This is a genomic window from Sabulibacter ruber (assembly GCF_017355955.1).
GTDB lineage: Bacteria > Bacteroidota > Bacteroidia > Cytophagales > Hymenobacteraceae > Nibribacter > Nibribacter ruber_A.
The window spans coordinates 478242-492590 of sequence record NZ_JAFFID010000003.1; the positions used below are offsets into that span (position 1 = coordinate 478242).

Here is a 14349-nt window from a genome sequence, read left to right on the forward strand (position 1 = left end):
CACCAACTTCCGCCCATGCTCCGCACCGAAGCTTCTACACCGCTGGCGCATGCCCGCCAGACCCGGGTTTCCTCCATTGATGTGGTGCGGGGCTTGGCCATTGTCCTCATGGCGCTGGACCACGTGCGCGATCTGTGGCACACCACGGCGCTGGTGCAGGACCCGCTGTCGTTTGACACCACTACCCCGGCCCTGTTCCTGACGCGCTGGGTCACGCATTTCTGCGCGCCCACCTTTGTGTTCCTGGCGGGCACCTCGGCGTACCTCTCCCTGATGCGGGACGGAGACTACGGGCGCGCCCAACGGTTCCTGCTCTCGCGCGGGGTCTGGCTCATGGTGCTGGAGGTCACGGTAGTGGGCTTCGGTATCTGGTTTGACATCTTCTTTAGAACCATTATGTTCCAGGTGATCTTTGCCATTGGGTTCGGGTTTGTGGTGCTGGCGGGGCTGCTGCGGCTCCCGGTCCGGGTTGTGGGTGGCATCGGGCTGGCCATTCTGCTATTACACAACCTGCTGCCGCAAGCAGGTCCGGCCGAGGGGATGGTAGGTCAATTTGCCTATTCCCTCCTGTTCCGGCCGGGGTTCTTCCAACCCACTGAGGGGCTGTCGCTGCTGGTGGCCTACCCCGTTATTCCGTGGCTGGGTATTCTGCTGCTGGGCTTCGGGTTTGGGCCTGTTTTCCGGAAAACGGCCTCAGAACGCCGGAAACTGCTGGGCATCTCGGCGGCGGTGGCCCTGGGCGTGTTTGCAGTGCTGCGGTGGGTGCAGGTGTACGGTGACCCCAGCCCCTGGGCGGTGCAGAAAACCACGGTGTTCTCGGTGCTATCTTTCCTGAACGTGACCAAGTACCCGCCGTCTTTGCTGTACGCGGCCTTGTTTCTGGGCCTTATGTTTGTAGCGCTGGTGTTGCTGGAACACGCCCAAAACGCGGTGACCCGCTTCCTCATCGTGTACGGCCGGGTGCCGCTGTTCTTCTACCTAGCGCATTGGTACCTCATTCACACCGGCATGCTGCTGCTCATGCTCTGGCAGGGCCTCACCTGGCAGCAACTGCCCTTCGGTTCTCTGGAGTTTGGCCGCCCCAAAACCGGCGTGGGTGTAGAACTGCCCTATGTGTACCTGGTCTGGATCATGGTGGTACTGGTGCTCTACCCCGCCTGCCGCTGGTACAGCCGCTACAAAGCTGCCCACCCAGAGAAGAAGTGGTTAAGTTATCTGTAGCATCTGCTTATAAACAGTAGAAATCTATACTTCAAGTTTGAGCGCAGCGGGAACTTGGAGTAGCAATGATCGCCAGTTTGCAACTGGCGTGGTTCTTTTTCTAATTATGTGTTAAGCCAGTTGCAAACTGGCATCAAGCCTAGCCACAAGTTACCGCTGCGCTCAAACTTGCGGCATGAGAAGGCTTACCAATAGGGGTGGTGCCTAGGAGTTCCTTCTTGAAGGGTTACAGAGTGTGCCGCACCTGGCTTCTGCTTCCCATTCATTTTTTCTGTTATATTTCCGCCTGCAAACACCCCGCACTTAACAAAGTGACCCTGCACCATTATGAATAAAGGAAGGTTAGAAGCATTTAGTGACGGCGTTTTAGCCATCATCATTACCATTATGGTGCTGGAGATAAAAGTACCGCACGGTACAGATTGGGAAGCGCTACGCCCGCTCTTGCCTGTGTTCCTGAGCTATGTACTTAGTTTTATTTACATAGGCATTTACTGGAACAACCACCACCACATGCTGCACAGCACCGGCAAAGTGAACGGCGCCATCTTGTGGGCCAACCTGCACCTGCTCTTCTGGTTATCCTTAATTCCCTTTACCACCGGCTGGATGGGCGAGAACAGTTTTGCGCCGGCAGCTGCGGCCTTGTACGGGTTGGTGTTGCTGTTCTGCTCTATCGCCTATTGGATCCTGGAGCAGACGATTGTTAGAAAAAACGGGAAAGATTCTTTGCTGTCCAAAGCTATTGGCAATGACTTGAAAGGAAAGATTTCGCCCTTGTTGTACCTGGTGGGTATTGCTTTGTCTTTCTGGAATTCTTTGGCTGCCAATGCGGTGTACGTACTAGTGGCTTTCCTGTGGCTTATTCCAGACCGACGCATTGAAAAAGCCTATGAACAGGCACAATAGAACCGCTGTTTCGTTGGTTCTATCCGCGCAGAAGAAAAAGAACCATTGACCACCAGAACTTACCCGTACAGCACGTTCTCTTTGCATGGCATAACCTCCTTACAGCCAACACCTTGCTCAATGCACCCAATGGTTTAGGGGCTACTTTCAAGAAACAAGCCCGAAACATGTAGCCCATACTTCAAGTTTGAGCGCAGCGGTAAATGGAGTAGCAATGATCGCCAGTTTGCAACTGGCGTTTTACACTTTATCTGATCACGTACTTCGCCTTTACAAACTAGCATCAAACCTTTCCACATTTACCGCTTCGCTCAAACTTGCGGCATGAAAAGGAAGCAGGAACCGCTAACTTTACCCCTCTCCCTGCTGGCGCGATCCTCCGGCTCGTGTCCGTACGTATGCCAGATGCCCGTATGAGGCAGGTAATCTTTTCTTCTGATTGAAAGAGAAGGTACGAGCCGGAGACTCGCGCCAGCGTATAGAAGCTTTCCGGTATGCAGTGGATTGATGTGTAACCTGGGAAAGGAAAAAGGAAACGCCGTTGGTAGAAGTTCTACCAACGGCGTTTTACTAGGAAGCCTATTCAAAGGCGCTTCTTTCAACCCCTAAAGAGAAGGCAGAGAAGGCACGCAGTTGAAGGCGATGTTGTCAATAGCACCGGAGCCGGTCAGTTTGTTCGTGGCTCCCAGGTGGATCTCCATTTTGGTAACGCCCATGGTGTTGCCCAGGTCTACCATCTGCTTGCCGTTGTTATTGCTGATGGCCAGCGTCACGGTTTTAAGCACGGTATTGCCAGCGCCAAACAGCACAATCTTAGCCCCAGACTCATAGTCGTCAATGTCCATAACGGTGACAGAACCCATGCTTACAGAACCAAATCTGGAAAAGTCAAACACCAGTTTACCGCCGCCGTTGTAGTCAAACGGTTTCAGAGGATCGGTGGTGCGGTTCACAATCAGCATGTTACCCAGGGCAGTGTTGTTCACGAATGCACCGGAAGCGCCACCGTCGCCAATACCGCCGCCGCCAAAGTTCATGTGCGGGGTTAGGATATCGGTTACCTGGTTACCAATAGAAGAAGGCTGGCCAGAGTTGAAGATGTTGGCAGCGTTCACTTTGCTGTACAGGTTAGCAGCGGTTCTGCGGTAGGCGCTCACCAGGATTGGCGTAGAAGACTGGTTGCTGGTTACCTCGGCCACAAAGCCATCGGCACCGCGGGTGTACCGGTTAAAGGTAATGTTCTCACAAGCCTCTTGCTGAGGGCAGTTGAACACAATGTTGTCAATGGCACCGGAGCCGCTCAGCTTGCCGTTCTGCGGCGAGATACCGCTTGGTCCCAGGTACACTTCCATTCTTACCACCCCGGCGGTGTTGCCCAGGTTCACGATCTGCTTTCCGTTATTGCCGCTTACAGCCAGTTCAATGGTTTTCAGGCGCTTATCACCTAAACCATACAACAGTACACGCGATCCTCTTTCATAAGAGTCAATGTCCAGCACTGTGATAGAGCTTAAGGTCACAGTACCGTAGCCCGAGAAGTCAAACACCATTTTACCACCGTCGTTGGTGTCATAGGCCGGGGTTGGGCTGTCGGTGCGGTTAATGATCATGAGGCTGCCCAGGGCAGTGTCGTTCTTGTAAGGCTTGCCGGCACGGCCACCGTCTCCCACGCCCCATCCGCCGTATTCTTTGTGCGGCGTGAGCAGGTCGTCTACGTCATTGCCCAGCGGACCTTTCTGGCCGGAGTCAAAGATGTTGGCGCTGCTGATTTTGCTGTACGTGTTAGGAGCGGTTCTGCGGTACGCACTAACCATAATAGGCGTGGTGGCCACGTCGCTCATCACGGCAGACACAAAGCCGTCTTTGCCGCGCATCACTTTGTCAAAGGTGATGGTTTCACAGGTCCCCACCGCCGGCATGGCCAGGCCACTGCTCGAAATTTCCTGGTTTACCAGCTCTTCTTCCTCTGGATTACACCCAAACATGACAGCCGCTGCCGCAAGCAACGTGCTGTACTTCAGTAATTTTACTTTCATAATTAAAAAATTGGTTGAATTGAGAATAAATATTAGATGTGGTTTATATTTATTATTATTTAAGTGCTATTTACGTAGCTTTTGTAAATAATCCCACATTTTTTATTACTTTATTTCTATAAATTCTTTCTTTTTTTCTGCTTTAGATGCAACCTTTCTTAACTAACTGATATTCAACATAATTTTAATGCTTTTTTTAATCTGGTTTTGCACTGAGTTTCCCCTCCCTGCCCCGCCAGGCTCTCTGATGGCAAGCACGTTTCACGCCCATTTTCCCCGAAACTCCTCAAATCCGCTTTTCTAAGCAGTATTCAGGCTTGGCTAAGATGGGTGACTCCAGAGTGATTTGCTTTAAGTGAATTTCCGTTTTGCAGGCCTTTCTATTAAAACTGCCTTAAAACCAAGGACATGATTATGTTTACTAGTCTAATTTCAGCTTAACATAAGTCTGATTGCACCCCGCTCCTTTCTTCAGTGATAAAACAGACCAATGCCCTATAAAACGGGTGGTTTTCGGGGGCTTGTAATTTCCCGTAACTTTGAGGCCCCTAAACGTAGTAAATACAACCGGTTAGTACCTTCAAAATCACATTCCTTGTCTTTCAATCCATTCAACATAGACCTTCCCGTAAGGGAAATCATACCGGCAGTAAGAGAGCATCTTGCCGCCCAGAACACGCTCATTGTGAACGCACCACCCGGTGCAGGAAAGAGTACCCTGCTGCCGCTGGCTCTGCTGGACCAGGACTGGCTGGCGGGGCAGAAGATCATCATGCTGGAGCCCCGCAGGCTGGCCGCCCGCACCATCGCCGAGCGATTGGCGCAACTGTTAGGCGAAGAAGTAGGACATACGATAGGCTATCGCATCCGGTTTGAAACCCGCATCTCAGAAAAGACCCGCCTGGAGGTGGTCACCGAGGGGATTCTCACCCGCATGCTGCACTCAGACAATGCCCTGAAAGGCGTGGGGCTGGTTATTTTTGACGAGTTCCATGAGCGCAGCATCCACGCCGATGTAGCGATGGCCCTCAGCCGCGAGGCCCAGGCCACCCAGCGTCCAGATCTGCGCATCCTGGTCATGAGTGCCACCCTCAATATGCCTCAGCTCACCCGCCTGCTCAATGCTCCGGCGGTCACCAGCCAGGGCCGTCAATACCCCATAGACGTGCACTACGCCCCCGGCGAAGCCGATCCGCACCTGCTGCCCGAGATGACTACCCGCACCGTAAAGCAGGCGCTCAAAGACCAGAAAGGCGATGTGCTGGTGTTCCTGCCCGGCGAGAACGACATTAGAAAGGTGGAGTCTATGCTGCGCCGCGACCTGCGTGACATAGCCATTCACCCGTTGTACGGTATGCTGCCCCCGGGCAAGCAATACGCCGCCATTATGCCCGACCGTAACGGCAAGCGCAAAGTGGTGCTGGCTACCTCCATAGCCGAGACCAGCTTAACCATTGAAGGCGTGAGCGTGGTGGTAGACAGCGGCTTCGGGAAGACCTCGCGCTTTGACCCCGCCACCGGCCTGAGCCGACTGGAGACGGTTCGCATCTCCAAAGACGCCGCCGACCAGCGCGCCGGACGGGCCGGTCGTTTGGGTCCGGGTACCTGTTACCGCCTCTGGACCGAGAACCTGCATGCCCGCCTGGCGCCGCACCGCACCCCTGAGATTCAGGAAGCCGACCTGGCCCCGCTGGTGCTGGACATGGCCGCCTGGGGCATTATTGACATCCGGCAGCTCACCTGGCTCACGCCTCCGCCCAAAGCCGCTTTGCTACAGGCCCAGGAAACCCTGCACCAGCTCAACGCCCTGGAAGATGGCCGCATTACGGAGCACGGCCGCAAGATGCACGCCCTGCCTACGCACCCGCGTATTGCGCACATGCTGCTGGCCGCCCAGGAAACAAACCAACTGGCGTTGGCCACCGATATTGCCGCCATCCTGGAAGAGCGCGACCCGCTGCCCCGCGAGGCGGGTATTGACATAAACCTGCGCATAGAGGCGCTGCGGCGGTTCCGGAAGGAGCAGATGCACAACAAGCGCTTCTTCAAGATTGACAAGATTGCTGCCCAGTACCGCCGTATGTTTGACATGGCCCCGGAGAATACCGTGGTAGACCCCTACGAGACCGGCTTGCTGCTGGCCAACTGTTACCCCGAGCGGATTGCGTACGCCCGCCCCGGCAACAATGCTCAGTTCCAGCTGGCGAACGGCAAATACGCCAGCGCCGGCCACCGCGACGACCTGGCCCATGACCCTTGGCTGGCCATTGCCCATTTACACGCCGGCGGCGATGGCCCGGGACGTATTTTCCTGGCCTCGCCGCTGAACCCCAAAGACCTGGCACCGCTGGTGAAGCAGAAGGATGTGGTTTCCTGGGACCCGGAAGAAGGTGAACTCACCGCTTCCCGCGATATGCGCATCGGGAACATTGTGCTGCAATCCAAGCCGCTGCCCCCACCCGACGACCGCTTCCTGATCCAGGCCATCTGCGAAACCATCAAACGCGAAGGCGAGCAACTGCTCAATTTCTCTGAGGAAATAGTCCAGTTCCAGAACCGAGTGCTGTGCTTACGCAAGTGGCATCCTACTGAAGGCTTCCCTGATATCAGTACCCCTACTCTGCTCATGACCTGTAACGAGTGGCTGGCCTACCACCTGGAAGACGTGGAAATTGGCGAGGATCTGTTTGAAATTGACCTGCTGCCCCTGCTGCAAGGCATGCTGAACGCTGAACAGAAGCAGCGGCTGGAAGAACTGGCCCCAGCTACCATCACTTTGCCAGACGGCCACGAGATGGAACTGGCCTACCGTGCCAACGGCCAACCGCCTTTGCTGGAAATCCGCCTGCAAGACGTGCTAGGCTGGGAACAGAACCCCACCGTAGACAACGGCGATGTAAACGTGGTGCTGCACCTAGTGTCTCCAAGTCTGAAATCCCTGGCCACCGTGTACGACCTGCATACCTTCTGGCAGGAAGAATACCCCCGCCTAAAGCCGATGCTGGTGAACCGTTTTGCCAATGTGAAGTGGCGGTAGTTTACTTTGCTGGTTCAAGTTTCACCTGACATAAAGAGTGCGTTCGGCCAATCAACTGAACGCACTCTTCTTATTTAAACCCATGTAAGGCGTTTTGGGGTACAATTCTATAAGACATCTCCAAAACGGAAGCCTATTTCAGATCACTACTCTTATTTATTAAAGAGTACTCCCCTTTCTATCAATTTCTGCTCTATTGTTTATAGCCGGGTCTTCATTTATAGATGGCTGAAATCAATTTGGCTCACTCCTGCTGTTTGCTTGATCTTCTCACCTTGAAGAACAACTCAACTAAATTGGTGGAAACACTGCTAAAACCCAATGTCGGGATATAGTTTATCCCCTTACAACTGGCATCTAGCTACCCTACTGGATACGATTGTATGCGCATCAAAAGCTTGGGCTGCTTCTAACGGGCAGGCACCGCAGAAGCCTGTTTCTACCCTTCTGCTAAGCTGAATTGCGTAAAACACGCAGCTTCCCTTACCAAAATACTGATTATCACAATTTTAATTAGCCAATCCAGCATCTTAGCACCACAAAAGCCGTACCTAGTTTGACATAAACTTCTATAACCACTATGGAACAGAACCAAAAAACAAAAGCACTGACAGATTTAATAGAAAACCCCAAAGAGATTGCCGCCATTGTAGCTGATCCGGCAGATGGTGGTATGAGGTTTTATAAGGCGCTTCGGGACAGAGACAAGCAATTTGTAGCCTTTGCCGCGGGCTTGGGGCTTATTGCGTACGGCTTTTATCTGAGATCATCCAGCCATAAAACGCACCACGGGCATGGCGCCTCAGGCCATCTGGGTGCGGGACAAACCGGTAGTGCTACAGGTGGCAGCGCAACCGGCGCAGCCCATGGCACTGCCGATCACATGACCACCGATGCTATCACCGGTACCCCAACCGGCACTACCCCAGACATGACCGGAGCCAGTGGCGATTACTCTACCGGCGACTACCAGGGAGGCGGTGATTACAACCAACACAACGGATAAACGCCCTGCCCTCCTTATCTATTCTCCTTACCAACGGGTGCCGGGATATCTCCCGCACCCGTTTTTTATACCTGAAAGGCAAAAGGACTCGCCTTAGTTGTTAGCGCTGGAGCTTTTGTTGTGCGTATCCTGATGTGTTCCGCCTTAAGGTTGGCTTAAAAGGAAACTGAATGTAAAGCTTCCGTAATAAGGTTTTGCCCTTCTTTCAGAAAATAAGGATTAAAACAGCTGGTCTTTCCTTGGGCCAGGCTACCAGACTGGTAAGTTTTGCTATTTGCATTCCCGGCAACATACTGCCCGTAAGCTGCTATTGCCTATCTTTACCACCGCAACCAATTAATGAAACAATGTATACAGGATTACAGCACGCACACTCGGGCTTGGCGTATCTGGTGCTTTTAGGCGTAGCCATCTCTCTGTTGGCAGCCCTGGCCGGACTTTTCGGAGGGAAAACCTTTACAGACAAAAACAGAAAATTAGGCTTGTTAGGGCTTATCCCTACCCACCTGCAGTGGTTGATCGGCCTGATCTTATACTTTGTATCACCACTGGGAATGGCCAGCGCCTCCGGCGATGCGATGAAAGACTCTACCACTCGTTTGTACGTTCTGGAGCACCCGCTCATGATGGTGCTTGCCGTAGTCCTGATCACCATAGGCTACTCTAAAGCAAAACGCCAGGTGGGTACCACCCGTGGCTTCAAAACCATTGCCATTTTCTACGGCATTGGTTTGGTTCTTATCCTCAGCCGCATTCCATGGAACGCCTGGCCAGGTAACTAATCTGGATAATTCACACATTAGAAAAGCCGCTCTTGCAGATGTAAGAGCGGCTTTTCTGTTTTATGACAAACAGCTGAGATAAGATAAAATGATCAAGAGTATGAGTTTAGGGCTAGTACTTCACGGCAGTTACAAACTGCCCTCATAGTAGGTCCAAGTCACAGACTTGAACCATGGAAAGGGAAGGCAGTAATAGTAAGAGACAAGGCAGTGCCTTGTCTCTACAGGGTTCCACCATCCCACAATTCCATCATCACCATCACCTTCAATGTTTCTGCTACTTTCCCCTATTCCAGTCTTTCGGGCGAGCGCCTTAGCAGGTTCCGGTGCCGCCAGGCATTGCGACCGAAAGGGAGCAAAGGAAGCTGGTACAGCGCGAGCGCGGAAGACGGGGCCCCACGGCCGTGAGCGCATATCGCTAACTATGAAAAAAGCAGCCCATAATTCCATAGGCAAGCAGAAGCTACGCCAGCAACCACAAGCCTACATAAAACAAAAAGTGTCAGGCGAAAACACCTGACACTTGAATCTAACAGCCTGCCGCAAGGCAAAGCTTACAACAGATAAACCTTATTTCTTCTTCTGAACAGAAGCCAACACCTGCGGAGCTCCCTCTACTTTCCGCAACACCCACTCTCCTACTTCCAGGCCTTGTTTACGGCCGTTGTCAATGGCATCCATGAAGTGAATACCCCCATAAAACCGGGAGAGGCCCGCTTCTATCGCTGCTTCCTGGAAAGAATTGAACTTGCGACCGGGCAAACCGAACCGCTCTTCTACGGTGTCAACGTATTGGAACTGGTCTCCGAAGTAATAACTCAGAATGACGGCCGAGGCGGCGGATATAGTGGAGTGCCCGCTCAGGTACTCGGGGAACGGCGGAGTCTGCAGCATAGGCTTGTACGACGGGTCAATGTACTTGCGGATGGCGGTTTCCGGGCGGATGCGGTTGCTGCGGAATTTCTCGTCCCAGCAGGAAATAAACCCATCCATGAGCGCCACAGATACCAGCATGTGCACCTTCATGGATTTTCTGAAATCGGCTTTGGCTTGTTTACAGACAATACCCGTAATACCCAGCCAGTGTGCACCCGGCGAGATCTTTTTCAAGCCCGCCTGCAAATGGCCATTGTCCTGAAGGGCAAAAGGGTTGCAGTCCCAGAAAGCGGCAATTTGTTCCTGCTCCTTCGTTAAGTGGGTGCTTACGTAATAATTCTGCTGCAGTAACTGGAAGAACTCAGACTTCTTGTTGGTAGAGAACGCCACCGGAGGAACCGGCTTAAACTGGGTGCAGGTATCCAGGGTAAAGGAGCGCACGGTGCTAAAGTACGGCTCAACCGGGGCAAAATAAGCGGGTGGCGTGGGATACCAGTTCCCCTCACCTTCTTTGGGCGTATAGCGCGGATAGTTACTGATGCGGTTGTATTTATCGGCTTTGGCGTAGGCCAGAATTTCCTTGCTCACCGATTGGGCGTATTTCAGAGAGGCCGTGATCACTTCTTCGGCTAGTCCTTCGCGGCGGCAGGAATCCAGGAACCTGGTTTTCAGGGTATCCAGCAGCACGCCGGAGGGCTGCATTTTCCGGGCGGTTTCCATCATGGCCAGCACTGCCGCCAGTTCCGTGGAATATCCGGTCACGTCTTTAGGTCTGGCAATCTGGGGATACTTTTTCAGGATGCCGTGCATGCTCTGGTAGCTGCTGTCGTTCTGCGACACCACTTCATAGCCGGCCAAGGTAGCATAGGAAAAAAAGCGGGAAGCCAGGGGCGGATTGGTGACGTCGTTCACCATGATGTCCGTCATTTTATTGATCACCTGACTGATCTGCCCTGAGCTGAAGTCCAGGTTCTGTTTTTTCTCCTGAGCAGGGCCCGTACATCCCCAAAGCACACTCAGGAGGAGGATAACCGGTAAAAACTTTCTCATTACTGTAAATTGTAAGCTTTTATTGGCATCTGATTAACCCCAAACAGCACCGTATTTTTCACCGGCAGGATACTCCGCACATCGCCGGTGAGGCGGAGCCCAGATTTCTGCTGAGGCACACAAGTGAAGTTTCCTTTGCCGTCGTTCTGCAGTAGCAGCCCGTAATTGGCATCGGTTTTCCCAAAGCGCAAGCGGGCTTTGTTGACGTTCCCGCCCAGCAGCAGATCTGCCGCTCCGTCTCGATTGTAATCCAGGGAAGCCAGGGCAAACACCGGCGAGAACTGCGCCTCTAAAGGCAATTTCATTTCTTTGAACCTCCCGTTTGTACCTCCCTGAAAATAAGCCGTTTGCAAGTAATTGCAAGACAAACGACTGGCTCCCTTAAGTTCCTCCGGCGAGAAGATGTTTTCCAGCGAGGCGTTAGCATACGTGCTGTAATCCTGGAAGCGGGTGCGCATCATGCTCACCTGATCCAGCAACTCATCGCGGGTCACATACGGGTAACTTTTGCCCTGCATGTAGAAGCACAGGATAGGGTCAATGGCGCCGTTGTCGTCAAAGTCTTTGTACACCAGTTCGGCGGGTTCTTTGTCTGAGGCTTTGCACTGGGTGTTCAGGCCCTGGTTCCCCACAATCAGGTCCGGCCGATTGTCTTTGTTGAAGTCCCCGATGAACAGCTTGTTCCACCAGCCACTGTAGTTCCTTGAGAAGAAGGCTTTGGTGTTTTCGGTTAGTTTTCCGGAAGAAAGGCTGAAAACGGTAATGGGCATCCACTCGCCTACCACCACCAGTTCGGCTTTTTTATCGCCGTTCAGATCATGCCAGGCGGCATCGGTCACCATGCCAAGGTTCTGCAGTTTTGGGGCTACCTGGGCGGTTTTATCTGTAAACTGGCCTTTTCCGTTGTTAAGCAGCACGTAGCTTCTGGGAGCTTCTGGGTACCGGCCCGGAATCACGCGGCCACCCACAAACAAATCCTGGAAACCATCGCCGTTGATGTCGTAGGCCCGCACGCAGCTTTTGCTGGTAAGCATGGCGGGCAGTGCTTGCGCACTTTTGGTGAAGTTGCCTTTGCCATCGTTTAAATACAAGCGGTCTTGCAAGGCGGCATCCTCGGGCATGAAATTGTGGTAACCGCCGCTCACCACGTACAGATCCAGGGCCTTGTCATTGTTGGCGTCAAAGAACAGGGCATCCACGTCTTCGCTGGCTTTATCGGCGGTAAAAGCTGGTGTTTGTTTCAGGGCAAATTTTCCGTTTTTAGCCTGTAAATAGAGCGCCCCGGCCTGACCAGCCGCACCACCCACAAATAGGTCCTCCAAGCCATCTGCGTTCACATCGCCTTTCACCAAGCAAGGGCCGGAGAACGACATAGGGTTTATCATGAGCGGCTGGCGCTTGAAATCATTGATGTTGCTTTTCTGATGCGCAAACGTGACCGGCGAGGTTGTCTCGGTGAAGAAAGGCTTGCCGGGTTTGGGTGCCACGTAGGTAGCGGTGGCGTTCTTTTCCTCTAAGGTGAGCACCTGGTTAGGCTTGACATTGCGCACCATTTGCTGCTTGCCTCCTAACCAAACCACCCGCACCGAGTCAATGGAGGCATTCCCTCCCACCCCGAAATGCAGAACGGGCGACACGCTGGACTGGTAACCCCGTGAGGTCATCTGCTCCTGGAACTGCTGCTGGCCTTGGTGGTAGAGCGTTACCTTTGCGCCCAGGCCGTCGGTGTTTTTGCCGGTGCCTACCAGTTTTACCTGCAGGTACTGGTGTTTCAGTTGTTTCTGGGCCTGGTTCTGGTACACAAAGGCAGATTGGTTCACGTTGTTGGTGATCAGGTCCAGGTCGCCGTCATTGTCCAGGTCTGCGTAGGCGGCTCCGTTGCTGTTAGAGGGTTTGTCAAAGCCCCAGTTTTTGTCCATGTTGCTGAACTGCAGGTTCCCGTTGTTCTTGAACATGTAGTTATTCACGTTAGAGGCGGGCATTTTGGAGAGCAGGTTCATGACACTCTCCGGCGTTACCTTGCCCCGCAGGTACTGGAAGTAGGCGCTCCGGAACTTGATGAAGTCCATGTTGGTGAAATCGCGCAGGAAACCGTTGCTCACGAACAGGTCTTTTAAGCCATCGTTGTCATAATCGGCTAAAAGGGGGGCCCAGCTCCAGTCAGTATTAGAGACACCGCTCAGTTGGCCCACCTCGCTGAACGTGCCGTTGCCGTTGTTCACCTGCAGCATGTTGCGCATGTATTGGTAGTTGAACCCGGCGCGGACCAGCATATCAAAGTACTCATAGTTATCTGGCCCGAAGAGCAGTTTCTGGCGTTTGTTGTCCTCGGGCAGCATGTCCAGGGTCATGATGTCATGCAGGCCATCGTTGTTGATGTCTGCGATGTCATTGCCCATGGAATAGATGGAGGTATGCTGGATGGCGTCCCTGGACTGATCAGTGAAGGTGCCGTTTTTGTTGTTGATCAGCAGGAAATCTGGCGCAGAGTAGTCATTGGAGACATAGATGTCTTGCCAGCCGTCCTGGTTGATATCGGCGATGCCTGCCCCCAGACCGTACGAGAACGCCGATTTGTGCAGCCCCGCTTTGTCTGACAAATCTTTGAACGTGCCGTTGTTGTTCTGGAACAACTTGGCTTGCATGTCCCGGGCCGGTTTCTTCTTGATTTCCTGAATGGTGACATCGTCCAGGTTGTTGAACTGAATGGGGTTATGGTTGAGCAGGAACATGTCCAGGTCATGGTCGCGGTCATAATCAAAGAAGGCGGCGTGGGTGCTGTAAGAAGAATCGTCCAGCCCCATTTCCCTGGCTTTGTCCACAAAAGTAGGCACCCCGTTCTTGCCCGGTCCCTGGTTGATGAACAGCTGGTTCACGCGCGCTTTGCCGCGCATAGGGCCGGAATAGCACTGGTAGATATCGGGCAGGCCGTCGCCGTTCACGTCGGCAATGGTGGTGCCGGTTTTCCAGGTATTGGGGTTCCCCTCCACCCCGGCGGCCGTGGTAATGTCTTCAAACCGCATCTGGCCTTTGTTCAGGTACAGCTTGTTAGGCACCATGTTCCCGGAGAAATAGATGTCCTGCAGACCGTCCTGGTTTACATCGCCAATGGCCACTCCGCCCCCGTTATAGAAATACTGGTAGGCAATGATGTTGGCGTAGGGCGTTTCTGTGAGGGTGTTGTTGAAACTGATGCGGGTACTCTCAGTGCCCAAAAGGGTAAACAGCGTTGGTTGGCTTGTGGCGGCAGTTTCTGGCTCAGTTTCCTGAACTGACCTCTTTTTCTCACAGCCCAGGGTGCCCAGTACCAACAGGGCAACTCCCCAAAGGGACGCACTTCTAAACAAATTCATGATGGAATATTGAAAACAGCCTATAAGTATACATAATGTATCGCATATATCCTGAGGCAACTCTCCCTAAATTTTCATG

The 14349-nt window shown here is 53.1% G+C and carries 8 protein-coding genes; 5 read left to right on the top strand and 3 right to left on the bottom strand.

What is annotated here, in order from left to right; genetic code table 11:
• Positions 1–15: 15 nt before the first annotated feature.
• A complete protein-coding gene (locus JT719_RS17580; protein ID WP_207434920.1) occupies positions 16–1221 on the top strand; it encodes an acetyltransferase domain-containing protein in 1206 nt (401 codons plus the stop codon).
• A gap of 327 nt (positions 1222–1548) precedes the next feature.
• On the top strand, positions 1549–2130 hold the full coding sequence (locus JT719_RS17585) for a TMEM175 family protein (protein ID WP_207434921.1): 582 nt from the start codon (positions 1549–1551) through the stop codon (positions 2128–2130).
• Between the two features lie 605 nt (positions 2131–2735).
• On the opposite strand, the gene JT719_RS17590 is transcribed toward JT719_RS17585, so the two are convergent.
• Positions 2736–4166, bottom strand: a complete 1431-nt coding sequence (locus tag JT719_RS17590) for a hypothetical protein (protein ID WP_207434922.1) — start codon at positions 4164–4166, stop codon at positions 2736–2738.
• 490 nt (positions 4167–4656) lie between these two features.
• Between JT719_RS17590 and hrpB the strand changes: the two genes are divergently transcribed.
• The 3 genes from hrpB to JT719_RS17605 all read left to right on the top strand — a co-directional run bounded on the left by hrpB (position 4657) and on the right by JT719_RS17605 (position 8991).
• Entirely contained in the window at positions 4657–7203 is a 2547-nt protein-coding gene (hrpB, locus tag JT719_RS17595) for an ATP-dependent helicase HrpB (protein ID WP_242693322.1), read from the top strand.
• 580 nt (positions 7204–7783) lie between these two features.
• Positions 7784–8209 (top strand): hypothetical protein, encoded by a 426-nt coding sequence (locus JT719_RS17600; protein WP_207434923.1) that lies wholly within the window; start codon positions 7784–7786, stop codon positions 8207–8209.
• A gap of 347 nt (positions 8210–8556) precedes the next feature.
• On the top strand, positions 8557–8991 hold the full coding sequence (locus JT719_RS17605; protein ID WP_207434924.1) for a hypothetical protein: 435 nt from the start codon (positions 8557–8559) through the stop codon (positions 8989–8991).
• A gap of 570 nt (positions 8992–9561) precedes the next feature.
• Here JT719_RS17605 and JT719_RS17610 read toward each other — a convergent pair.
• Together JT719_RS17610 and JT719_RS17615 are read right to left on the bottom strand one after the other, a co-directional pair.
• Positions 9562–10917 carry a vanadium-dependent haloperoxidase gene (locus tag JT719_RS17610; protein WP_242693323.1) on the bottom strand — a complete coding sequence of 452 codons (1356 nt, stop codon included), beginning with the start codon at positions 10915–10917 and terminating at the stop codon, positions 9562–9564.
• Positions 10917–14270 (bottom strand): VCBS repeat-containing protein, encoded by a 3354-nt coding sequence (locus JT719_RS17615; RefSeq protein ID WP_207434925.1) that lies wholly within the window; start codon positions 14268–14270, stop codon positions 10917–10919. The genes JT719_RS17610 and JT719_RS17615 overlap by 1 nt, the downstream gene beginning before the upstream one ends.
• Positions 14271–14349 lie beyond the last annotated feature (79 nt).

What these genes read in the sequence shown, in the direction of transcription:
- JT719_RS17605 (WP_207434924.1), top strand. Translation starts at nt 8,557, where the DNA reads ATGTATACAGGATTACAGCACGCACACTCGGGCTTGGCGTATCTGGTG.
- JT719_RS17590 (WP_207434922.1), bottom strand. Translation starts at nt 4,166, where the DNA reads ATGAAAGTAAAATTACTGAAGTACAGCACGTTGCTTGCGGCAGCGGCT.
- JT719_RS17610 (WP_242693323.1), bottom strand. Translation starts at nt 10,917, where the DNA reads ATGAGAAAGTTTTTACCGGTTATCCTCCTCCTGAGTGTGCTTTGGGGA.
- JT719_RS17615 (WP_207434925.1), bottom strand. Translation starts at nt 14,270, where the DNA reads ATGAATTTGTTTAGAAGTGCGTCCCTTTGGGGAGTTGCCCTGTTGGTA.
- JT719_RS17580 (WP_207434920.1), top strand. Translation starts at nt 16, where the DNA reads ATGCTCCGCACCGAAGCTTCTACACCGCTGGCGCATGCCCGCCAGACC.
- JT719_RS17600 (WP_207434923.1), top strand. Translation starts at nt 7,784, where the DNA reads ATGGAACAGAACCAAAAAACAAAAGCACTGACAGATTTAATAGAAAAC.
- hrpB (WP_242693322.1), top strand. Translation starts at nt 4,657, where the DNA reads ATGCCCTATAAAACGGGTGGTTTTCGGGGGCTTGTAATTTCCCGTAAC.
- JT719_RS17585 (WP_207434921.1), top strand. Translation starts at nt 1,549, where the DNA reads ATGAATAAAGGAAGGTTAGAAGCATTTAGTGACGGCGTTTTAGCCATC.